This is a genomic window from Rahnella contaminans (assembly GCF_011065485.1).
Lineage (GTDB): Bacteria > Pseudomonadota > Gammaproteobacteria > Enterobacterales > Enterobacteriaceae > Rahnella > Rahnella contaminans.
On the sequence record NZ_JAADJS010000001.1, the window covers coordinates 1,548,548 to 1,569,118 of the forward strand.

18 protein-coding genes are annotated in these 20,571 nt (G+C 53.2%); 11 read left to right on the plus strand and 7 right to left on the minus strand.

Annotation, left to right across the window (positions count from 1 at the left end; genetic code table 11):
• Nucleotides 1-21 precede the first annotated feature (21 nt).
• From fruA to fruB, 3 genes are read right to left on the minus strand one after another with little or no spacing between them, the layout of a single operon-like run.
• Nucleotides 22-1,719, minus strand: a complete 1,698-nt coding sequence (fruA, locus tag GW579_RS06880) for a PTS fructose transporter subunit IIBC (protein WP_152324307.1) — start codon at nt 1,717-1,719, stop codon at nt 22-24.
• 15 nt (nt 1,720-1,734) lie between these two features.
• A complete protein-coding gene (gene fruK / locus GW579_RS06885; protein ID WP_056778537.1) occupies nt 1,735-2,670 on the minus strand; it encodes a 1-phosphofructokinase in 936 nt (311 codons plus the stop codon).
• Nucleotides 2,667-3,797 (minus strand): fused PTS fructose transporter subunit IIA/HPr protein, encoded by a 1,131-nt coding sequence (fruB, locus tag GW579_RS06890; RefSeq protein ID WP_152324308.1) that lies wholly within the window; start codon nt 3,795-3,797, stop codon nt 2,667-2,669. Before fruB ends, fruK begins: the two co-directional genes overlap by 4 nt.
• Nucleotides 3,798-4,272: 475 nt before the next feature.
• On the opposite strand from fruB, the gene GW579_RS06895 reads away from it, so the two are divergent.
• Nucleotides 4,273-5,487 carry a sugar efflux transporter gene (locus GW579_RS06895; protein ID WP_152324309.1) on the plus strand — a complete coding sequence of 405 codons (1,215 nt, stop codon included), beginning with the start codon at nt 4,273-4,275 and terminating at the stop codon, nt 5,485-5,487.
• Here GW579_RS06895 and GW579_RS06900 read toward each other — a convergent pair.
• On the minus strand, nt 5,484-5,738 hold the full coding sequence (locus GW579_RS06900; protein WP_101076044.1) for a YkgJ family cysteine cluster protein: 255 nt from the start codon (nt 5,736-5,738) through the stop codon (nt 5,484-5,486). The genes GW579_RS06895 and GW579_RS06900 overlap by 4 nt on opposite strands.
• 244 nt (nt 5,739-5,982) lie before the next feature.
• Between GW579_RS06900 and yeiP the strand changes: the two genes are divergently transcribed.
• Nucleotides 5,983-6,555 (plus strand): elongation factor P-like protein YeiP, encoded by a 573-nt coding sequence (yeiP, locus tag GW579_RS06905; protein WP_152324310.1) that lies wholly within the window; start codon nt 5,983-5,985, stop codon nt 6,553-6,555.
• A gap of 272 nt (nt 6,556-6,827) precedes the next feature.
• Nucleotides 6,828-8,297: a mannitol dehydrogenase family protein gene (locus GW579_RS06910; protein WP_165058215.1), complete on the plus strand. Its 1,470-nt coding sequence runs from the start codon at nt 6,828-6,830 to the stop codon at nt 8,295-8,297.
• A 58-nt stretch (nt 8,298-8,355) separates the two neighbouring features.
• On the opposite strand, the gene GW579_RS06915 is transcribed toward GW579_RS06910, so the two are convergent.
• The gene (locus tag GW579_RS06915) at nt 8,356-9,087 is read right to left on the minus strand and encodes an FCD domain-containing protein (protein WP_152324312.1); all 732 of its coding nucleotides are present in this window, start codon (nt 9,085-9,087) and stop codon (nt 8,356-8,358) included.
• A 257-nt stretch (nt 9,088-9,344) separates the two neighbouring features.
• Nucleotides 9,345-9,653 carry a hypothetical protein gene (locus tag GW579_RS06920; protein WP_152324313.1) on the minus strand — a complete coding sequence of 103 codons (309 nt, stop codon included), beginning with the start codon at nt 9,651-9,653 and terminating at the stop codon, nt 9,345-9,347.
• A 212-nt stretch (nt 9,654-9,865) separates the two neighbouring features.
• Between GW579_RS06920 and GW579_RS06925 the strand changes: the two genes are divergently transcribed.
• The 8 genes from GW579_RS06925 (at nt 9,866) to yejF (ending at nt 20,143) form a co-directional block, all read left to right on the plus strand.
• A complete protein-coding gene (locus tag GW579_RS06925) occupies nt 9,866-10,849 on the plus strand; it encodes a CobW family GTP-binding protein (protein ID WP_165058217.1) in 984 nt (327 codons plus the stop codon).
• 52 nt (nt 10,850-10,901) lie between these two features.
• Complete coding sequence (locus GW579_RS06930) at nt 10,902-11,615, plus strand: phosphatase PAP2 family protein (RefSeq protein WP_165058219.1); 714 nt, start codon at nt 10,902-10,904, stop codon at nt 11,613-11,615.
• A 428-nt stretch (nt 11,616-12,043) separates the two neighbouring features.
• Complete coding sequence (gene mepS, locus GW579_RS06935) at nt 12,044-12,619, plus strand: bifunctional murein DD-endopeptidase/murein LD-carboxypeptidase (protein WP_152324316.1); 576 nt, start codon at nt 12,044-12,046, stop codon at nt 12,617-12,619.
• Between the two features lie 165 nt (nt 12,620-12,784).
• Complete coding sequence (locus GW579_RS06940) at nt 12,785-14,368, plus strand: cyclic di-GMP phosphodiesterase (RefSeq protein WP_235937319.1); 1,584 nt, start codon at nt 12,785-12,787, stop codon at nt 14,366-14,368.
• A gap of 200 nt (nt 14,369-14,568) precedes the next feature.
• On the plus strand, nt 14,569-16,374 hold the full coding sequence (locus tag GW579_RS06945) for an extracellular solute-binding protein (RefSeq protein WP_165058221.1): 1,806 nt from the start codon (nt 14,569-14,571) through the stop codon (nt 16,372-16,374).
• A 10-nt stretch (nt 16,375-16,384) separates the two neighbouring features.
• Entirely contained in the window at nt 16,385-17,479 is a 1,095-nt protein-coding gene (gene yejB, locus GW579_RS06950) for a microcin C ABC transporter permease YejB (protein WP_165058222.1), read from the plus strand.
• Nucleotides 17,479-18,528: an ABC transporter permease gene (locus GW579_RS06955; protein ID WP_165058224.1), complete on the plus strand. Its 1,050-nt coding sequence runs from the start codon at nt 17,479-17,481 to the stop codon at nt 18,526-18,528. The genes yejB and GW579_RS06955 overlap by 1 nt, the downstream gene beginning before the upstream one ends.
• Before the next feature lies 1 nt (nt 18,529).
• Nucleotides 18,530-20,143: a microcin C ABC transporter ATP-binding protein YejF gene (yejF, locus tag GW579_RS06960; RefSeq protein WP_152324320.1), complete on the plus strand. Its 1,614-nt coding sequence runs from the start codon at nt 18,530-18,532 to the stop codon at nt 20,141-20,143.
• A gap of 17 nt (nt 20,144-20,160) precedes the next feature.
• Here the strand turns inward: yejF and GW579_RS06965 are convergent, their stop codons facing one another.
• Complete coding sequence (locus GW579_RS06965; RefSeq protein WP_165058226.1) at nt 20,161-20,505, minus strand: YejG family protein; 345 nt, start codon at nt 20,503-20,505, stop codon at nt 20,161-20,163.
• Nucleotides 20,506-20,571: the final 66 nt, after the last annotated feature.

Sequence of the window (20,571 nt, forward strand, 5' to 3'; positions counted from 1 at the left end):
TCACCTGCTGAACAGCAATTATCAGGCTACTTTAGCGGCCAGCTGCGCATCTGAACGTTTCAGAACCGCATAAGCGCCACCCGCCAGAACGGTACCGGCAATAATCGCCACCAGGTAACCAAGTACCGGTGTGATTGCGCCTGGGATCAGCAGAACAAACAGACCACCGTGCGGTGCCATCAGTTGTGCATGGAATGCCATGGACAACGCACCGGTCAGTGCACCACCGGCGATACAGCACGGCAGAACACGCATCGGGTCACGGGCAGCGAACGGAATCGCACCTTCGGAGATAAAGCACAGGCCCAGAACCAGCGCTGCTTTACCGCCTTCGCGTTCACTTTGTTCGAACTTGTTACGCGCCAGCAAGGTCGCCAGACCCATCGCCAGTGGTGGCACCATACCGGCAGCCATGATGGCGGCCATTGGTGCGTACACGGAAGAACTCAGCAACGCGACGCCGAACGCGTAAGCCGCTTTGTTTACCGGGCCCCCCATGTCGGTACACATCATCGCACCGAGGATTGCGCCGAGCAGTACGGCGTTCGCAGTACCCAAAGATTGCAGCCATGCGGTCAGACCTGACATGATTTTTGCCACCGGCGTACCGACAACATAAATCATCACCAGACCCGTAATCAGGCTCGCGACCAGCGGGATGATCAGGATAGGTTTCAGGGCTTCCATACTTTGCGGTAGCTTCAGCTTGCCACTGATAGCTTTCGCCACGTAACCCGCGAGGAAACCGGCAATTATACCGCCAAGGAAACCGGCACCGGTGCTCACGGCTAACATACCGCCGATAAGACCCGGCGTCAGGCCAGGACGGTCAGCGATGGAGAAGGCAATAAAGCCCGCCAGAACCGGAACCATCAACGCGAAGGCTGAAGCGCCCCCGATTTGCATCAGCGCAGCCGCCAGCGTGCCTTTAACTTCAAAGGCTTTAATACCGAAAACGAAGGACAACGCGATACACAAGCCACCCGCCACTACCATCGGCAGCATGTAAGACACGCCGGTCAGCAGGTGACGATATGGCCCAGAACCGCCCGCTTCTTTCTTCTTCGCCGTGGAAGTTGCGCCCTGTGCATTAGGGGCAAACACTTCGGCTTCTACCAGTGCTTTATCCAGCTCCTGTTTGGTCTTTTTCAATGCCAGACCGGTAGAGGTACGGTACATCGGCTTACCGGCGAACTTCGCCAGATCCACTTCGATGTCAGCCGCAACGATGACCAGATCTGCCGCCGCCACTTCTTCAGGCGTGATGGCGTTACCGGCACCGACGGAACCACGGGTTTCCACTTTCACCCACCAGCCGCGTTTTTTCGCTTCGCTTTCAATGGCTTCAGCCGCCATGAAAGTGTGCGCCACGCCGGTCGGGCAGGCGGTGATAGCAACGATACGTTTTGGACCAACTGCACCGGCAGGTGCTGATACGGCTACAGCCGGTGCCACGTAAGGTTTGGCTTCTGTCAGTGCGCGTGCCAGAAATGCCTGAGGATCGCGAACGGCATCCGCCACATCACCGGTATAAATGTTTTTACCTGTCAGCGTCGCATCGTTGGGTACGGTCTCACCGGCCACGATCACAACTTCAGCGTCAGCGGCCTGATCGACCACCTGATGCCCTGCTTTCGCCGCAGCAGCAGCGAGCAAATTTTTCGCCAGATGGCTGCGAGCCTGTCCCAGCGAACTGTCTATCATCAGCAGCGTTTTCATTCTGCCTCCTGCGGATTAAAAGGGTTTCAGATCAACACGGGCCATCATCGCCGCGAGCTGCGGACGATCGGTGACACCGACATTACTCTGGCTGACAGCCAGTGCGGCAACAGCCGTTGCCAGGCGTAGCGTATGTTCGCTGGATTCGCGCATCAGCAAGCCGTAAATCAGGCCACCGACCATGGAATCACCGGCACCGACGGTGCTGACAACTTCACAGGCTGGCGGTTTGGCGATCCACGCGCCGGAGGCGTTAACCCACAATGCGCCTTCAGCACCCAGAGAAATCACCACGTGGGCAATTCCCTGATCACGCAAGGCATGCGCAGCTTCAACCACGTCACTCAGTTCCGGCAATTTACGGCCAGCCCAGATTTCCAGTTCACGACGGTTAGGTTTAACCAGCCACGGTGCAGCTTTCAGACCGGCCACCAGTGCTTCACGGCTGCTGTCGAAAATGATGCAAGGACACTGCGCGCGCAGACGTTTCATCCAGTCAGTGAATGCGTCAGGATCAACGCCCGCTGGCAGGCTGCCGCTCACGGCGACCATGTCGAACTGACCCAGCCAGGACAGGGAATCCGTCACGAAACGTTCCCAGTCAGCAGGCGTCACATTGAAGCCGGAGAAGTTGAAGTCGCTGACTTCACCATCTTTTTCGGTCAGTTTGACGTTAATACGCGTACGGCCATTGACGACCTGGAAACGGTTCGCGATGCCCAGATCGCTGAACAGCAACTGGAAGCCGTCCTGATTTTCTTTGCCCAGGAAGCCGCCAACGGTGACGTCGATGCCGAGATCTTTCAGCACCTTCGCAACGTTGATGCCTTTACCGGCGGCGTGCAGACCGGTGGTTTGCACCAGATTGACTTCACCACGTTCGATTTCAGGCACATAGCCCACTAAATCGTACGCAGGGTTTAAAGTAATTGTGGCGACCCGACGGCTCATGCGCCCTCCCCAAGACCTTCGGCAATCGCTTCGCCGATGGTTTTTAATGCCAGTTCTGCATCTTCACCACTGGCGGTAAAGCGCAGGTGGTGACCTTTTTTCACGCCCAGCGCCACGACTTTCATCAGGCTGCGGCCGTTGGCAGGTTTACCGCTGCCATCAAGATTGGTAACGGTGATTTCACTGCTGAACTGTTTGATCACGTTCACTAATGCCGTGCCCGGACGCGCATGCAGGCCATGTTCGTTACGGATAACGAATTCAGCCGTCAGCACGTTGGCTTGTTCTTCGACTTCGCTGGTCAGCAATGCCAGCACGCCAACGGCATCTGCCGTCAGCAAGCGTTCAGCTTTATTGGCAATCAGCAGGTCGCTCAGGTAATTCAGCACGTCCAGCGGCTGGTCATCTGCGACAGAAATCGTCAGCAGCATAGAAACCTTTTCACCGGCCAGATCAAACGCCTGATGCGCACGGCTGACGGTGGCAGCACTTTTCAGATTGCCTTCCGTGCTGTCGCTCAGCCAGATGCCGTGCCCCAGATTCAGTGGTTTGCGGCTGATAACATCGCTGACGAAAGCGGTATCAACGGCACCCACCTGTTGCAGACGGCCTGCGTTCAACGCCTGCAATGTGATCAGGCTTTCCGCCGCCACATCAACAGCAATCAGCTGGGTATCAAACAGGAATTCAGCGGCATTTTTCTCGCCCATCAGCAGGCTGCGCAGTTCTTCAGCTGAATCTGTTTTTGCCAGACGCTCAGCCACGCTGTCGTCACTTAAGACATGCGTCAGCTGACGCAGCAAACCGAGGTGTTCATCAGAACGCGCCGCGATGCCGATAACGACATAAGCAGTTTGCCCTTCGCCCCACGCGATGCCCTGCGGGAACTGGAAAACCTGGACACCGGTATCAAGCACCAGATCACGGGTATCGGTGGTGCCGTGCGGGATAGCAATGCCGTTGCCAAGGTATGTAGAAGTTTGCAGCTCACGCGCTAACATGCCGTCTACATAGCCTTCGCTGACGCGGCCAGCCTGAGTCAGTGCTGCTGCGACCTGGCGAATTGCTTCCTGCTTATCGCTGGCAGCCGCACCGAGATGAATATCTTGCTGTGACAGTTGGAACATAATTCTCCTCTCCTGCTGAAATTGAATCGTTTCAGCTTTACTGAGAAAAAAGGAGCGCCATCAAATTTCAGAAGAGAAACTGACAACGCTGAAACGTTTCAAGGAGTCTCAATCCGGCCTGTTTTTAAATCAAGCTTTCCCTGATTTGACGTAACAATTTTTTGATGCCACGCACAGTTTCCTTTTTTGCGACGCCCTGAAGCCTGTGACTTAACGCAAATGCTGAAGTCAGGCTGAAGCGGCCAAAAACAGTTTAGCTGAAGTTAGCTGGCGGGTTTGAGTGGATGACCTCCTGTGACCGGACGGCTGCCGGTTTGGGTTATTTTTAACACAATGTGCGGTTTTATTATTCAGTATGGCAAATACACTCCGGTTTACATTTTTGATGATCAAAACCTGTTTTTGTTTTTTTTAAACTGACGTAACATTCGCGCAAATTTCGTCCTCCTTCTCTTCACTCTGGTTCAGCTATCTAATGCGAATTTCTACAACGTCAGCCCGCCGCTTACCCGACATGACGTCGACTGCTTTTTTGATCATCGCCTTTCTCACAGGTATTGCCGGTGCCCTTCAGACCCCGACGCTCAGCCTGTTTCTGACCTCTCAGGTACACGTCAGCCCGTTTATGGTCGGCATCTTCTTCACCGGCAGCGCCGTGATTGGCATTTTCGTCAGCCAGCTGCTGGCGACCTGGTCGGACAAACGCGGTGACCGCAAAACGCTGATCCTGTATTGCTGCATTCTGGGCGCACTGGCGTGTGTCCTTTTCGCCTTCAACCGTAACTACTTTATTTTGCTGTTTATCGGCGTTTTACTGTCGAGTTTCGGCTCAACCGCCAACCCGCAAATGTTTGCCCTTGCGCGCGAGCATTCCGAGAAAACCGGGCGCGAAGCCGTGATGTTCAGCTCTATTTTGCGCGCACAGGTTTCTCTGGCCTGGGTTGTCGGGCCGCCGCTGGCTTTCGCCCTGTCGATGGGATTCGGATTTACCTTCATGTATTGCGCCGCCACGCTGGCGTTTCTGTTATGTGGCGCAATGGTCTGGATGTTCCTGCCCTCAATGCCTAAAGCGCACATCAAAACGACTGCCACGCTGGAAGCCCCGCGCCGCAACCGCCGCGACACGCTGATGTTGTTTATCGCCTGTTCTCTGATGTGGGCGGCCAACAGTATTTATCTGATCAATATGCCGCTGTACGTGGTGCGCGAACTGGGCTTGCCTGAGAAACTGGCGGGCGTGCTGATGGGCAGCGCCGCCTGTCTCGAAATCCCGACCATGCTGATCGCCGGATATCTGGCAAAACAGTTAGGTAAGCGTTTCCTGATGCGGTTTGCCGTGGTGGCGGGAGTGATTTTCTACACCTGTATTTTATTTACGACCGGAGCCGCAGCGATGATTGCTTTACAGCTGCTGAACGCCATTTTCATCGGCATTCTGGCCGGCATCGGCATGCTGTATTTTCAGGATTTAATGCCGGGTCAGGCGGGTGCGGCGACAACGCTGTTCACCAATTCCACCCGTGCAGGCTGGATCCTCGCCGGTTCACTGGCGGGCGTGATCGCGCAGTTCTGGACGTATCACGCAGTGTTTTACGCCGCACTGGTGATGGTGGTGGGCGCGGTCGCGTGCATCTGGAATGTGAAAAACGTCGATAAGCCAGCGGAAGAAACGCCGGAAGCCGCAGCTTAAGGCGCGGTATCGGCTTCGAGTTTGATGAGATATGTCAGCGCCTGGTCGCGGTGTGTGAAACACATTTCGCGGCTGGCCTGCAGGCTGCCACAAACTTTTGGCCGCAGCGGCGAGGTGAAAATCTGGCACAGGAAGTTATCGGCCAGATGAATGCAGCGGGTGTTGGCGGGTTTGCCGTCCGGCATTCCGGGGATCGGGCTGGAAATTGAAGGCGCTATGCAACAGGCTCCGCAATCGGTACGACAGTCCATTAACAGCCTCCTCAGGCCTCATTTTGAGGCGCGACAATAGCAGGCGCGCAACACCGCCACCAGCGAAATATTTACTACTCTTTAACACTGTATATCGAACATTTTTAATGTCGGCGGGCAGACCACAAAAATTGCGTCAGAAAGCGGGTTTTCCCGACTCTTTTTACGCTATCTGCTTGCCTGAAATCAGCGGCGCGGGTAACGTGTCGCAAATTATTATTCTCTCTGCTGACAGGTTATTTATATGGCACGTGCTAACGAAATTAAACGCGGCTTCGTTGTGAACTACGACGGCAAATTGCTGCTGGTAAAAGACATTGATGTGCAGAGCCCAAGTGCCCGTGGTGCCAGCACCTTGTACAAAATGCGTTTCGCCGATGTGCGTACCGGCGGCAAGGTGGAAGAACGCTTCAAGGGTGACGACATTCTCGACACCGTCACCCTGACCCGCCGTAAGGTGAATTTCTCCTACGTTGACGGCGATGAGTACATCTTTATGGATGACGAAGACTTCACGCCTTACACCTTCAATAAAGCGCAGATTGAAGAAGAGCTGCTGTTCATTCCTGAAGAGGGTTTACAGGGTATGCAGGTTCTGACGCTGGACAGCCAGCTGCTGGCGCTGGAAATGCCACAGACAGTGGATCTGGAAATCGTTGAAACCGCGCCAGGTATCAAAGGTGCGTCTGCAAGCTCGCGTACCAAACCTGCTGTGATGGCTACCGGCCTGAATATTCAGGTGCCAGAATATCTGAGCTCCGGCGACAAAATCCGCATTCATATTGCTGAACGTCGTTATATGGGCCGCGCAGACTAAGGTCAGTTGCCCCGCTTTTTAAGGGAACGCCACGGCGTTCCTTTTTTTTGCCCCGCATTTCTCATCACAAATATCTCAGACACTCGATCTGTATCACAAAACGAGTGGCTGTCTGGACTTACCAATTCCCCTTTCTATCATATGACTTTACACTCTAAAGCCTGATTTCGGCTTAAATCGTCGCTTTATCCAGCATACTTTTCAGTTTACGGGTAAACAGCCCCAATTTGGCCTGACCAATTTCCTTATTTCTGACTTGCCTGGAGTATTGCATGAAAACTATTGCCACAGCGTCCCTGCCAGCAGCAGTGTCATTACCTGGTTATGATCGTGACGCATTGAAAAGCCGCATTGTTCATCTCGGATTTGGTGCTTTCCATCGCGCCCATCAGGCATTGCTGACCAACCGGGTGTTAAACCAGCAAGGTGGCGACTGGGGAATCTGTGAAGTCAGCCTGTTTGGCAATGAGTCATTAATCAAAAGCTTACGCGGGCAGGATCATCTTTTTACCGTGCTGGAAAAAGGTGCCGAAGGAAATCAGGCCATTATCGTCGGCTCAGCGCATGAGTCGGTCCACGGCGGGATTGACGGGCTGGATGCCGTGCTGGCGAAACTGACCGAGCCACAAGTAGCAATTGTTTCACTGACCATCACCGAAAAAGGCTATTGCATTGAACCCGGCTCCGGCGAGCTGGATCTGCAAAATCCAAAAATTCAGCAGGATCTGGCCGGTGGTCAGGCGCCCTGCACAGCGCCCGGCGTGTTAGTGGAAGCCCTGCGTCTGCGTCATGAGCGCGGCCTGCCTGGCTTTACCGTACTGTGTTGCGACAATATTCCTGAAAATGGTCTGGTGGTCAAAAACGCCGTTCTGGGTATGGCGAAAGCCCGCTCATCTGAACTGGCGAAGTGGATCACTGAGAACGTTTCTTTCCCAAGCACCATGGTTGACCGTATCGTTCCGGCGGCCACGGACACCACGCTGGAAGAAATCACCGAAGCGCTGGGCGGCGTGACTGACCCGTGCGGCATTGCCTGCGAACCGTTCATTCAGTGGGTGGTGGAAGATCACTTTGTTGCCGGCCGCCCTGACTGGGAAAAAGCCGGTGCGCAGATGGTTTCCGACGTTCTGCCGTTTGAACAGATGAAACTGCGGATGCTGAACGGCAGCCACTCATTCCTGGCCTATCTCGGTTATCTGGCCGGTTATCAGCACATCAACGATTGCATGGAAGATGCGAATTATAAAGCAGCAGCCCATCGCCTGATGCTGTCAGAACAGGCACCGACGCTGAGCGTAGAAGGTGTCGATCTCACCGCTTATGCCGACAGCCTGATTGCCCGTTACTGCAACACGGCGCTGAAACACCGCACCTGGCAAATCGCCATGGACGGAACAATGAAGCTTCCGCAACGTATGCTCGACTCCATCCGCTGGCATGTGAAAAACGGCGGTTCTTACGAGTTACTGGCGCTCGGCGTTGCGGGCTGGATGCGTTATATCGGCGGAACGGATGATGCGGGTCAGCCTATCGAGATTAAAGATCCAATGGCTGAAACTCTGGCTGAAATCGTGTCGTCTACCGCTGATGGCGAACCGCGTGTGAAAGCGCTGCTTGCGCTGACGGGCGTATTCGGTGAGCAATTGCCGCAGGAAGAAAAAGTGGTGCAGGCCATCCTGAATGCTTACGCCGACCTGCAAAGGGTTGGCGCGAAGAAAACCGTCGCGAAATACATGGGCTGAAAATCCACCGTATAAAAAAACGGCTGCTCCGGCAGCCGTTTCTTATTGTAGAGCAGAATCAGTCATTCAGTTCCGAAGGCACTGACGAAAAAAGGAAGCCGTCAAAAGACGGGTCATCGGCATCCGAGACTTTCAGCAGCATATCTTTTACATTTTCCAGATGCTGCCACATGGCCTGTTTCGCGGCTTTGGCATCACGGCGTAAAACCGCCTGAAGGATCGCCTGATGGTCCAGCAGCCATATCTGGCTGTAGTTTTTATCCCCGACGTGCTGGTGGATCCCTTCCCACATAGAGCTGCGCTGGCGAATCTGCCATAAATCGTCCACCAGTTTTACCAGTACGCTGTTTTGCGATGCCTGCGCCAGCAGGGCGTGGAAACGCTGATCTTCCACATCATCCGAAACACCACGCGCAATACAACTTCGCTGCGCTTCAATCGCATCACGCATTTGAAGAATGTCGGTTTTGGTGGCCTGCATGGCCGCAAATGCCGCCACTTCACTTTCCAGCAACTGCCGCGCCTGCAACAGTTCAAACGGGCCGTAACCCCTGTCTGCATCTTCCTGCGGCAACACATCGGTCTGGTGCAACACGTAAACGCCGGAACCTTTGCGGACATCAACGACCTTCTCAAGTTCCAGCATAATCAGTGCTTCACGCACCACGCTGCGGCTCACCGAGTAAAACTCAGCAATATCACGTTCCGGAGGAAGGCGGTCGCCAGGGGCGTATTTTCCGGCATGGATATCACGGCGCAGATGGCCGCCAATCTCCTGATAAAGTCGCATAATGTCGCCCCGCTGGTGATGCTATGAAATTGGTCCTACACCTGAAACGGCTTTTTTCAGCGCTCCGGATGCCTGATACAGGAGGGGAAATTATAACATGTGGGCACAAAGGGGAAGAACCAGAGGGGAAAACTGACGACCCGATCAAAATTGGGTCAGCCAGTTTTCAAAGTTGTCGGGCCACTTAACGCTGATACTGTCTGTGCAGAAATGACCGGTGATGAACTAATCAGAAATGCTCATCGTTTTTCACAAATTCAGTTATACGACACCGTCATCAGCGCCAGATGAGGATTGTTGTTCACCTGTTGTGTCGTCACGTGGCCTAAAGACAGTGGCAGGCTGAAAGAAAGTGGATTCGTCGCGCTGATCTGACGCGCCTGCGTGACTTTCGCAGCGCCCCGCTCACAACTGCTGACAAGCTTATTTCCACCGGTTTTGAAGTTACAGCCACTTTCAACAATTGCGCCATAAAAATGGATAGTACCGGTTGATCCCGCGCTGGCGTACTGCATCATCCCTGAGGCCAAAACTCCCAAAAACAGTACCCATTTGATCCTGTTCATGGCAACACCTCATTTGAATTTACATTTTTAAAATTCACGATACATCCATTTAACATTAATACATCTAAACCAATTAGCACCGGTCCGCTAAAAATAATTGAGTGCCGCGACGTCGAAACTAAGCAATCCATGTTATCCATCGGCACAACGCTGGATTTTCTTAAGTCGTCATTGCACATTGGCGTGTAAATTTATTTAAAGGATGCATGAAAATGACCAAAACCAACCTGATCACCGGCTTTCTGGGCAGCGGCAAAACGACGACGCTGCGCCATCTGCTGGCTCAGAAGCCTGAGGGAGAAAAATGGGCTGTATTGGTAAATGAATTTGGGGAAGTCGGGATTGACGGGGCATTGCTGGCGGACAGCGGCGCAGTGCTCAAAGAAATTCCCGGCGGATGCATGTGTTGCGTGAACGGCCTGCCGATGCAGGTGGGTCTCAATATGTTATTGCAACAGGCAAAACCTGATCGTCTGCTGATTGAACCTACCGGGCTGGGCCATCCGAAGCAGATCCTTTCTTTATTAACGTCTGAGGTTTACAAAAACTGGCTGACGCTCAACGCGACGTTATGCCTGATTGATCCCCGCCAGTTAAGCGATCAGCGCGTCATCGGTAATGAAAACTTCCGCGATCAGCTCGCTTCAGCAGACGTCATTATTGCCAATAAATCCGATGTGGCGCAGGCGCAGGATAATCAGGCGCTGGAAGCATGGTTTAGCCTGAACGGCGGCGGACGTCAGCTGGTGACTGCCGTTCAGGGTGAGATTGACCCGGCGCTGCTCGATTTACCGCGTCTGAATCAGGCCGAATTACCCGCGGGTAAGCATCATCATGCGCACGCCCCGGTGCGCGGGCTGGCCGCACTGAGCCTGCCGGAAACACAGCGCTGGCGTCGTGCGTTGAACGAAGCCGACGGTTACACCAGCTGCGGGTGGATTTTTGATGCTGAAACCGTCTTTGATACCGCAGGTATTCTCGACTGGGCGCGTCAGGCACCGGTTGACCGTGTGAAAGGCATTCTGCGTATTAAAGAGGGGACGTTGCTGGTAAATCGTCAGGGTAATGACCTGAGAATTGAAACCAAACCAATGGCGCCCTCAGACAGCAGAATTGAGCTGATTACTCGCGATAAAGCACAATGGAACACATTACAATCCACTTTGTTGAAGGTTCGTTTAAGTTCAACCGATTAAGTTAACGCTGACTAAATTAATACTTATCCTGCTAACAATAGGGCTTCCTGCTATGTGGCGCCGAAATATTCCAGCAATCCTGATACTCAACGTATTAGGCGTTGCTCTTTTCTTATCTTTCTATTTACCTGCAAACCACGGTTTCTGGTTCCCGATTGATAAATCGATTTTCTTCTTCTTTAACCGTCACCTGACGACGGACGCCTGGTTCCTGCATCTGGTCGCGGTGACCAATAACCGGGCTTTCGACGTGATTTCCCTGCTGGCAATGGGGGTGCTTTATCTGAGCTACTTCCTGAAACAAGACACCGCCGGCCGCCGCCGTTACGTCATTATTGGTTTTGTGATGCTGCTCACCGCCGTGGTACTCAATCAGCTCGGGCATTTGCTGCCGGTCAGCCATAAGAGCCCGTCGCTGAGCTTTGAGGGCGTTAATCGCGTCAGCCAGCTGACCGGGATCCCGACCAAAGATTCGTCCGCAGACAGCTTCCCGGGCGACCACGGCATGATGCTGATTATTTTCTCCTGCTTCATGTTGCGCTATCTGAGTAAGACGGCATTTGTGATTGCACTGGTGATCACCGCCATCTTCTCGCTGCCGCGCGTGATGATCGGGGCGCACTGGTTTACGGATATCGCGGTAGGTTCACTGTCTGTGGTGCTGGTCGGGGCAAGCTGGTGGCTGATGACGCCCGCCAGTGATTTGCTGATTAACTGGCTGGAGAGAAAACTCCCCGGTAAAAAAAGTCCTAATACGCCAGCCTGATTTTTCCATACATATAATTTAATTATGATCATGCAGAACGTTTTGTTCTGCATGATCTTTTTTCCAGACAATTCCCAGATATACTTTGCTAAATTATGGCTTGAAAACCCGCTTGTGATGCGGATTTAACCCAAATTAGCATAAAAATCACCCATCGTTTTTAACATCTTTACTTACATCAGCTTACATCACAATTTCTTATAAAAAATCCCGTAAAACCTCTCGCAATCCCTTATTCATTACGGTAATCTCCAAAACGCTTGAACAGAAATGTGGCAAAAACACCCGGTTTGAAGGAAAAAACGTGCTCTGACGCACATTTTGCCCGTTAGGTGTTTGTCCCATCTGATCGCGGCAGGTAGTCTCGCTTGGTTTGGTAATTTTAATAACGATTTCATCGTTAAGGACAGCAAGGGATAACAACAATAATGGTCAAGTCTCAACCGTTTCTGAGATATATCACGCGGCTGATTCCCGCGATTGGCGCAGCAATTATTCTTTCTGCGTGTAGTGGTACACATTCTTCGAACACAGAAAACGCACAAACTGATATGCGTGCAGTAAATGACAAAGACGGTCTTCTACTGCAAGCCTCTCAGGATGAATTCGAAGCAATGGTTCGTAACGTCAACGTTAAATCCAAAATTATGGATCAGTACGCTGGCTGGAAAGGCGTTCGTTATCGGTTAGGCGGTGACAGCAAGCGTGGTATCGATTGCTCAGCGTTCGTCCAGGTAACATTCCGCGAACAATTTGGTATGGACCTTCCACGTTCGACGTATGAACAGGAAGAAAAAGGTAAGAAAATCCAGCGTTCTAAACTACGCCCGGGTGATCTGGTATTGTTCGGTGCGGGCTCAACAGGGCGCCACGTCGGAATTTATTTAGGTAATGATCAGTTCGTTCATGCTTCCACCAGCGCAGGTGTGATGATTTCGAATTTGAACGAGACTTACTGGAATAAACGGTACCGCGAAGCAAGAAGAGTTCTGGCTAACGGCTGATTCCGTTACCCCATGATTTAATTCTTGTTGTCCTATACCAAGCGAATAAAAAAACGTCATCTCCGGATGGCGTTTTTTTATGCCTGTAATAAAGTGTATTAAGGGTCTGGTGTTTTTTAACTACGTTATACTTTTATTTCTTTGGCGAGAAAAAGGGCAAAACACATGGGTTTACGAACGGCGCTGACACACACCGTATTGCCCAAGCGCCGTTATTTGATACGAAGCCTCCTTTTTTCAGTGTTATTCTTTATTCTGTTTATTATCGTCACGCTGACCGTGATCAAAGCCAACAATGCCCGCGAACAGGGGCAGATTGCCGAAAGAACCTCAGAATTCAGTTCCCGCTATTTTCATCAGCTCACCGACACTATGCGCAGGATTGGTCTGCTGACGTCGGAATCCTGCCCTTCCGTTGCCAGTGAAATTAACCGCGAGGCCGCATTCAGCATTGCTGTCCGCGATTTCCAGCTGGTGCGCAACGGCATGGTTTTCTGTTCTTCTGCTTCCGGTAACCAGAACATTTCGGCCACACATTCACTTCACGATATTGATTTCGATAAAATGATGAGCATCGACCTGCAAATGGGCACCCCGGCAGTGCCCAATCGGCCAGTGATCATTGTCTGGCAGCGTAATCCCGGCATATCGAACGATGGCGTGATTGCCACGCTGGAACTGACTCTCTCGCCTTATATGCTTTTTGCGTTGCCCGGCACAGGTTATCGCGGTTTTGCACTGCTTATCGGCGACAGCGCGCTGATTTCTTCCGAGGAAGGGCTGGTTCAGGTCAGTAAGCTGCCTCAAAGCCATTTCACTGAAGTGAACCCCGGCGATCTCCCGTTCACGCTGCGCCTTTACTCCCCTTCCCTGACCGGCGACAACATTCGTTTCACCCTGCTCGGCGGATTGCTGCTCAGCCTGCTGGTGTGCGCGCTGATCTATTTCAGCCTGCTTAACCGGCACAACGTCGAACGTGAAATTCTCCGCGGCCTTAAAAACAAAGAATTCTTCGTGGAATACCAGCCGGTCATTGAATCCAGAAGTTTGAAAGTCACCGGCCTGGAAGCCCTGTTGCGCTGGCAGCATCCGATTGAAGGGCGCATTCCGCCGGATATCTTTATCGGTTACGCCGAAACGCAGGGTCTGATTGTCGAACTGACCCAGCATATGATGTCGATGGTCGCCGCCGACGCACACCAGCTGCAACACGCTTTACCTGAAAAATCTAAACTCAGCATTAATATTTCCCCGCACCACATGAGCAGGGTCAGCTTCCATGACGACGTGCTGAATTTCATCGAGGCATTACCGGAAAACGCATTTCAGGTGATTTTTGAAATTACCGAACGGGGAATGATCGATACCGAAGGCGCACTGCGGGAATTCAACTGGCTGCGCCACCACAACATTGAGATTGCCATTGATGATTTCGGCACCGGGCACAGCGCCCTGATTTATCTGGAAAAGTTCACGCTTGATTACCTGAAAATTGATCGTGGATTCGTGATGTCCATTGACCAGAAAACGCTGATTGCGCCAGTGCTGGATACCGTCCTCAAGCTCACCGAAGAGCTGAAACTCAAGACCGTGGCAGAAGGCGTTGAAACCGAGTTGCAGTCGCAATATCTGCGCAATCACGGCGTCACCTATCTTCAGGGATATCTGTACAGCAAACCGCTGGGCGTCGGTGAACTGATGAATTTCATCCGCGATTTCAATGAGAAAGAAGCGACTTACCAGATTTAATCTGTATCAGCACTGTATTTTTTGTTCCATTTTTCTCTTCGCCGTCTGCCCATGAGTGTGATAAAAAGGCCGAAATCAGGGATGAAACCTGAGGCTGGTGTGTTACAAGGTCTTAGCGATCAATTGATTACCACTGAACAATAGCCTGCGGCGATCATGTCCGCGCCATGCTGTCGTCATCACAGGAGTGCAGATCCAGGATGTTTTCTCGCGTGTTTGCCGTTGCGCTGTGCCTGCTGAGTCTCAGCGCACAGGCCGAGGTCATACAAGACAGCTACGCGTTCGCAATTTTAGGCGAACCGAAATATGTCTCAAACTTCACCAGTTTTGACTACGTCAATCCCGCCGCGCCGAAGGGAGGGCAGATCACGCTGGCTGCCATCGGCACTTATGACAATTTCAACCGTTTCGCTTCCCGCGGTAATCCGGCGGTGCGCAGCGGTTCACTGTATGACCCGCTTTTCACGACATCAAGTGATGAAATCGGCAGCTACTATCCGCTGATTGCCGATTCTGCCCGTTACGACAGCCAGTACCGCTGGGTCGAAGTGGATATCAATCCCCGCGCCCGTTTCAATGACAACACGCCGATCACCGCCAGCGACGTCGAATTCACGTTCAAAAAATTCATGACGGAAGGCGTTCCGCAGTTCCGCGTGGTTTACAAGGGTGTGGAAGTCAAAGCCATATCGCGGCTGACGGTACGCATGGTGCTGCCGAAGGCTGACAAAGACATGATGCTGGGGCTGCTCGGCCTGCCGATCCTGCCCAAAGCATTCTGGGAAAAACATAAATTCAATGAGCCGCTGAGCACGCCACCGCTGGGCAGTGGCCCATATCGCATTAGTGATTACAAGCTTGGCCAGTACATCACTTACTCGCGCGTGCCGGATTACTGGGCCGCCAATCTTCCGGTTAACCGGGGTCGTTATAATTTCGATACGATCCGCTACGACTACTATCTTGACGATAACGTCGCCCTTGAAGCTTTCAAATCCGGTGCATTTGATTTCCGTATGGAAACCTCACCAAAGAACTGGTCTACGCAATATCAGGGCGGTAATTTCAGCAAAAACTTTATCGTGAAGGCCGATGAGGAAAATCAGGCGGCGCAGGATACGCGCTGGCTGGCGTTCAACATTCACCGCCCTCAGTTTGCCGACCGCAAGGTGCGCGAAGCCCTGACGCTGGCCTTTGATTTCGACTGGATGAACCGGGCACTTTACTTCGATGCCTATCAGCGCGTTGACAGTTATTTCCAGAATACGGAGTACGCCGCGAAAGATTACCCGAACGTAGCAGAACTTGCGTGGCTCGGGCCGCTCAAGAATCAGATTCCGGCTGAAGTGTTCAGCACGCTGTATAAGCCGCCGCGCACTGACGGCACCGGTAATGACCGGGCAAATCTGCTGAAGGCGACGGGGCTGCTGAAAGAAGCCGGCTGGGAAGTCAGAAATCAGGTGCTGGTCAACAGCAAAACCGGCAAGCCGTTTACCTTTGAACTCCTGCTGCCCGGCGGCGGTAACTCGCAGTATGTCCTGCCGTTCCAGCATAATTTGCAGCGTCTGGGCATCAAAATGTCGATTCGTGAAGTCGACAATTCTCAGTTTGTCCGCCGCATGCGCCAGCGCGATTACGACATGATCCCGACGGTTTATCCGGCGATGTCTTACCCGAGCAGCGATTTACAGATTTACTGGAACACCAAATATCTGGATTCCACCTACAACAAACCGGGGGTCAGCGATCCGGCCATCGACAAACTCACCGATGAGATTGCCGCTAACCAGGGTAAACCGGACGCGCTGCTGTCGCTCGGCCATGCTTTGGACCGGGTGCTGACCTGGAATATGTATATGATCCCGATGTGGTATACCCATCACGAACGCTATGCCTATTGGGATAAATTCTCGATGCCTGCGATCGCTCCGGCCAACGGTCTGGAGCTGGATACGTGGTGGTATGACATGAACCGTGCAGCGCGTCTGCCTGCACAACGCCGTTGAGGAGCACAATGTGGCCGCTTATCTCTTAAGACGACTGCTTCTGGTGATCCCAACGCTTTGGGCCATCATTACAATCAACTTTTTTATCGTGCAGATTGCGCCCGGCGGCCCGGTAGATCAGGCCATAGCGGCGATAGAAATGGGACAATCCAGCGGGCTGCCGAATTCTGCCGGTAACAGCGGTAACGGAAAAGCGTCACCCGGCGTGGCCCAGTTTGGCGAAGGCCAGTATCGCGGTGCACGCGGGCTGGACCCTGAAGTTATCGCAGAAATTACCCATCGCTTTGGGTTTGATAAACCACTGCACGTCCGCTATTTCGAAATGCTCTCCAGCTATGTGCGCTTTGATTTTGGCGACAGCCTGTTTCGCGGTTCAACCGTCATGGGGCTGGTGAAAAGCGCGTTGCCGGTGTCTGTCAGTATTGGTTTGTGGAGCACGCTGATTATTTATCTGGTGTCGATTCCGCTGGGGATCCGCAAAGCGGTGCGCAACGGTTCACGGTTTGATACCTGGAGCAGCTCCTTTATTATCATCGGCTACGCCGTGCCTTCGTTTTTGTTTGCCATCCTGCTGATTGTTCTGTTTACCGGCGGCAGTTATCTCGACTGGTTCCCGCTGCGCGGCCTGACGTCGCCTAATTTCGACACGCTGCCGTGGTACGGGAAAATCACCGACTATCTCTGGCATGTCACATTACCGGTGCTGGCGACGGTCATTGGCGGTTTCGCGACGCTGACCATGCTGACCAAGAACTCCTTTATGGATGAAGTGAGCAAACAGTACGTCGTGACCGCGCGGGCGAAAGGGCTGAACGAAAAGCAGATCTTGTACCGCCATGTCTTTCGCAACGCCATGCTGCTGGTGATTGCCGGTTTCCCGGCCACGTTCATCAGCATGTTTTTCACCGGTTCCCTGCTGATTGAAGTCATGTTTTCCCTGCAAGGCTTAGGATTGCTGGGCTATGACGCCATCGTCCAGCGCGACTTCCCGGTGATTTTTGGCACGCTTTACGTTTTCACGCTGATTGGATTACTGCTCAATATCGTCAGCGACATCACTTACACGCTGGTTGATCCGCGTATCGACTTCGAGGGCCGTCACTGATGACCGTGAGACTCTTCAAACTCAGCACAGTCACTCAGGCGCGCTGGGCACGTTTTTGCCAAAACCGGCGAGGATTCTGGTCCCTGTGGATCTTTATGGTTTTGCTGGTTCTGGTGCTGCTGTCCGACGTTCTCGCCAACGACAAGCCGCTGCTGGCGCGTTATCAGGGGCACTGGTATGTGCCTTTTATGGTGAATTACAGTGAAACCACGTTTGGCGGTGAGCTGGAAACGCCGGCGGATTATCAGGATCCGTTTGTGCTCAAACAGCTTGAAGATCACGGCTGGGCCATCTGGGCACCGGTGCGCAGCAGTTATAACTCGATTAATTTCTCGACCACGCAGCCCTTCCCTTCCCCGCCTTCGGCGAAAAACTGGCTGGGCACCGACAGCAACGGGCACGACGTGCTGGCGCAGATCCTTTATGGCTTACGGATTTCGCTGTTCTTCGGCATTTTCCTCACCGTCCTGACCTCGGTGATCGGCATTATTGCCGGTGCCACGCAGGGTTATTACGGCGGGCTTATCGACCTGCTCGGGCAGCGTTTTATCGAAGTGTGGTCCAGCATTCCGACGCTGTTCCTGATCATTATTCTGGCCAGCGTGGTGCAGCCCAACTTCTGGTGGCTGTTGCTGATTACCGTGCTTTCGGGCTGGATGACGCTGGTGAGCGTCGTGCGCGCCGAATTCCTGCGCACCCGTAATTTTGATTACATCCGCGCCGCGCAGGCGATGGGCGTCAGCGACCGGGCCATCATGTGGCGTCATATGCTGCCCAATGCAATGGTCGCCACGCTGACATATCTGCCGTTTATTCTTTGCGGTTCCATCACCACGCTGACGTCGCTGGATTTCCTCGGTTTCGGATTGCCGCTGGGTTCGCCTTCGCTGGGCACATTACTGATGGAAGGCAAAAATAATTTGCAGGCACCGTGGCTGGGCATCAGCGCATTTGTCGTGCTGGCGTCCCTGTTGTCCTTGCTGATTTTCATCGGTGAAGCGGTCCGTGACGCCTTCAACCCTTCTGCACATCACGGCGAGGCGCTCTGAGATGACGGACTCTTTACTGCAAATCCGCAACCTGAGCGTGGCTTTCCGTCAGGGAAATCAGCAGCGTGAAGTGGTCAGCGATGTTTCCCTGAATATTCATGCGGGCGAAACGCTGGCGCTGGTGGGAGAATCCGGTTCTGGCAAAAGTGTGACCGCGCTGTCCGTGCTGCGCCTGCTGCCTTCTGTCGCCGTCTATCCGCAAGGGGATATTCTCTTTGAAGGCCGGTCGCTGCTCAAAGCCGATGGCTCGACCCTGCGACAGATCCGTGGCAACCAGATTTCGATGATTTTTCAGGAACCGATGGTTTCACTCAATCCGCTGCATACACTTGAAAAGCAACTCACCGAGGTGCTTACGCTGCATCGTGGCCTGCGGGGTGATGCGGCGCGGAGCGAAATCCTAAGCTGCCTTGATCGTGTGGGTATCCGCCAGGCGGCTTCCCGTCTGCGGGATTTCCCGCATCAGCTTTCAGGCGGCGAACGCCAGCGTGTCATGATCGCCATGGCGGTGCTGACAAAGCCAAAACTGCTGATTGCCGATGAACCGACAACGGCGCTGGACGTGTCCGTTCAGGCCCAGATTTTGTCCCTGCTCGACGACCTTAAGCAGGAAATGGGCATGGCGATGCTTTTTATCACCCACAACCTGCGCATCGTGCGGCGTCTGGCGGATAACGTTGCCGTGATGCAACAAGGGCGTCTGGTGGAGCAGCAGCCGCGCGCCACGCTATTCAGCCAGCCTCAGCATCCTTACACGCAACACCTTTTACAGGCCGAACCGCAGGGGCGCCCGCAGCCGCTGAAAGGTGAACCTGCCGTTTTGCTAGACGTGAAAAACCTGGATGTGGGCTTTCCCGTCAGGCGCGGCCTGCTGCGCCGCACCGTCGGCGTTAAACACGCCGTTAATCAGGTGAGCTTTCAGCTGCGTCGCGGCGAAAGTCTGGGCGTAGTGGGTGAATCAGGTTCAGGGAAGAGCACGACCGGGCTGGCGCTTTTACGCCTGATGAAATCTCAGGGCGAAATCTGGTTTGATGGCCAGCCGCTGCACACGTTTTCGCGCAAGCAAATGCTGCCCTTCCGTAGCCGGATACAGGTCGTGTTTCAGGACCCTTTCTCAGCGCTGAACCCGCGGTTTACCGTGGAGCAGATTATTGCGGAAGGTTTGCTGGTTCACCGGAAAGTGAGTGCGCAGGAGCGCGAACAGGAAGTGATACGGGCGATGCAGGAAGTCGGACTGGATCCGCAGAGCCGTCACCGTTATCCGACTGAATTCTCCGGCGGTCAGCGCCAGCGTATTGCTATTGCCCGCGCCCTGATTTTACAGCCTGAAATGCTGATTCTGGATGAACCGACATCGTCTCTGGATAAATCGGTACAGGCGCAGATTCTGGCGATTCTGAGCGAACTTCAGCAACGCCACGGCCTGACTTATCTGTTTATCAGCCATGATTTACATGTCGTCCGGTCTTTATGTCACCAGCTTTTGGTGCTCAGGAACGGGGAAGTGGTCGAACAGGGAGATTGCGAGCAGATTTTTACCGCGCCGCAGCAGGCTTACACCCGTGAATTGCTGAGTGCATCAGATGCGTTCGATTCGCAGGAGCAAACCGCCTGACGTTGTTATCAGGCGTTTCAGAAGGGATAAAGTGCGGTGACAGATTCCGCGATCGCCGCGCCGATATTTTTCAGGCAGCAAAGGGTCGCGCTTTCATCTTCACGATGGACGAATAAACACGGTTCGCCGTCGATTTCAACAATCGCCGCTTTAACCTGAATATCTTCTAAGGCATCAGATAACTGATGCATCACCTGCCAGGCGAATTCACCCTCATGGCTGAGCAGTTTCAGGCCGATCAGATTGTTATCTTCATCGTTACCAGGCAGCGGAATCGGTTCAACTTTGATACCGGCAAAACCTGACAACCAGCGATAACTTTGCGGCAAACGATGTACTACCGAAAGTTGAATATTATTCACGTGGTTCCCCAGACAATGATGTTAACCAATCATCTACACGATATTTTTACAAAATAGCTACAACTA

Coding starts and splice junctions, on each gene's coding strand:
- GW579_RS06940 (WP_235937319.1), top strand. CDS start 12,785: ATGGGTTTACGAACGGCGCTGACACACACCGTATTGCCCAAGCGCCGT.
- GW579_RS06925 (WP_165058217.1), top strand. CDS start 9,866: ATGACCAAAACCAACCTGATCACCGGCTTTCTGGGCAGCGGCAAAACG.
- GW579_RS06955 (WP_165058224.1), top strand. CDS start 17,479: ATGACCGTGAGACTCTTCAAACTCAGCACAGTCACTCAGGCGCGCTGG.
- GW579_RS06920 (WP_152324313.1), bottom strand. CDS start 9,653: ATGAACAGGATCAAATGGGTACTGTTTTTGGGAGTTTTGGCCTCAGGG.
- fruK (WP_056778537.1), bottom strand. CDS start 2,670: ATGAGCCGTCGGGTCGCCACAATTACTTTAAACCCTGCGTACGATTTA.
- GW579_RS06895 (WP_152324309.1), top strand. CDS start 4,273: ATGCGAATTTCTACAACGTCAGCCCGCCGCTTACCCGACATGACGTCG.
- GW579_RS06910 (WP_165058215.1), top strand. CDS start 6,828: ATGAAAACTATTGCCACAGCGTCCCTGCCAGCAGCAGTGTCATTACCT.
- GW579_RS06930 (WP_165058219.1), top strand. CDS start 10,902: ATGTGGCGCCGAAATATTCCAGCAATCCTGATACTCAACGTATTAGGC.
- yeiP (WP_152324310.1), top strand. CDS start 5,983: ATGGCACGTGCTAACGAAATTAAACGCGGCTTCGTTGTGAACTACGAC.
- fruA (WP_152324307.1), bottom strand. CDS start 1,719: ATGAAAACGCTGCTGATGATAGACAGTTCGCTGGGACAGGCTCGCAGC.
- GW579_RS06915 (WP_152324312.1), bottom strand. CDS start 9,087: ATGCGACTTTATCAGGAGATTGGCGGCCATCTGCGCCGTGATATCCAT.
- GW579_RS06900 (WP_101076044.1), bottom strand. CDS start 5,738: ATGGACTGTCGTACCGATTGCGGAGCCTGTTGCATAGCGCCTTCAATT.
- yejF (WP_152324320.1), top strand. CDS start 18,530: ATGACGGACTCTTTACTGCAAATCCGCAACCTGAGCGTGGCTTTCCGT.
- fruB (WP_152324308.1), bottom strand. CDS start 3,797: ATGTTCCAACTGTCACAGCAAGATATTCATCTCGGTGCGGCTGCCAGC.
- mepS (WP_152324316.1), top strand. CDS start 12,044: ATGGTCAAGTCTCAACCGTTTCTGAGATATATCACGCGGCTGATTCCC.
- GW579_RS06945 (WP_165058221.1), top strand. CDS start 14,569: ATGTTTTCTCGCGTGTTTGCCGTTGCGCTGTGCCTGCTGAGTCTCAGC.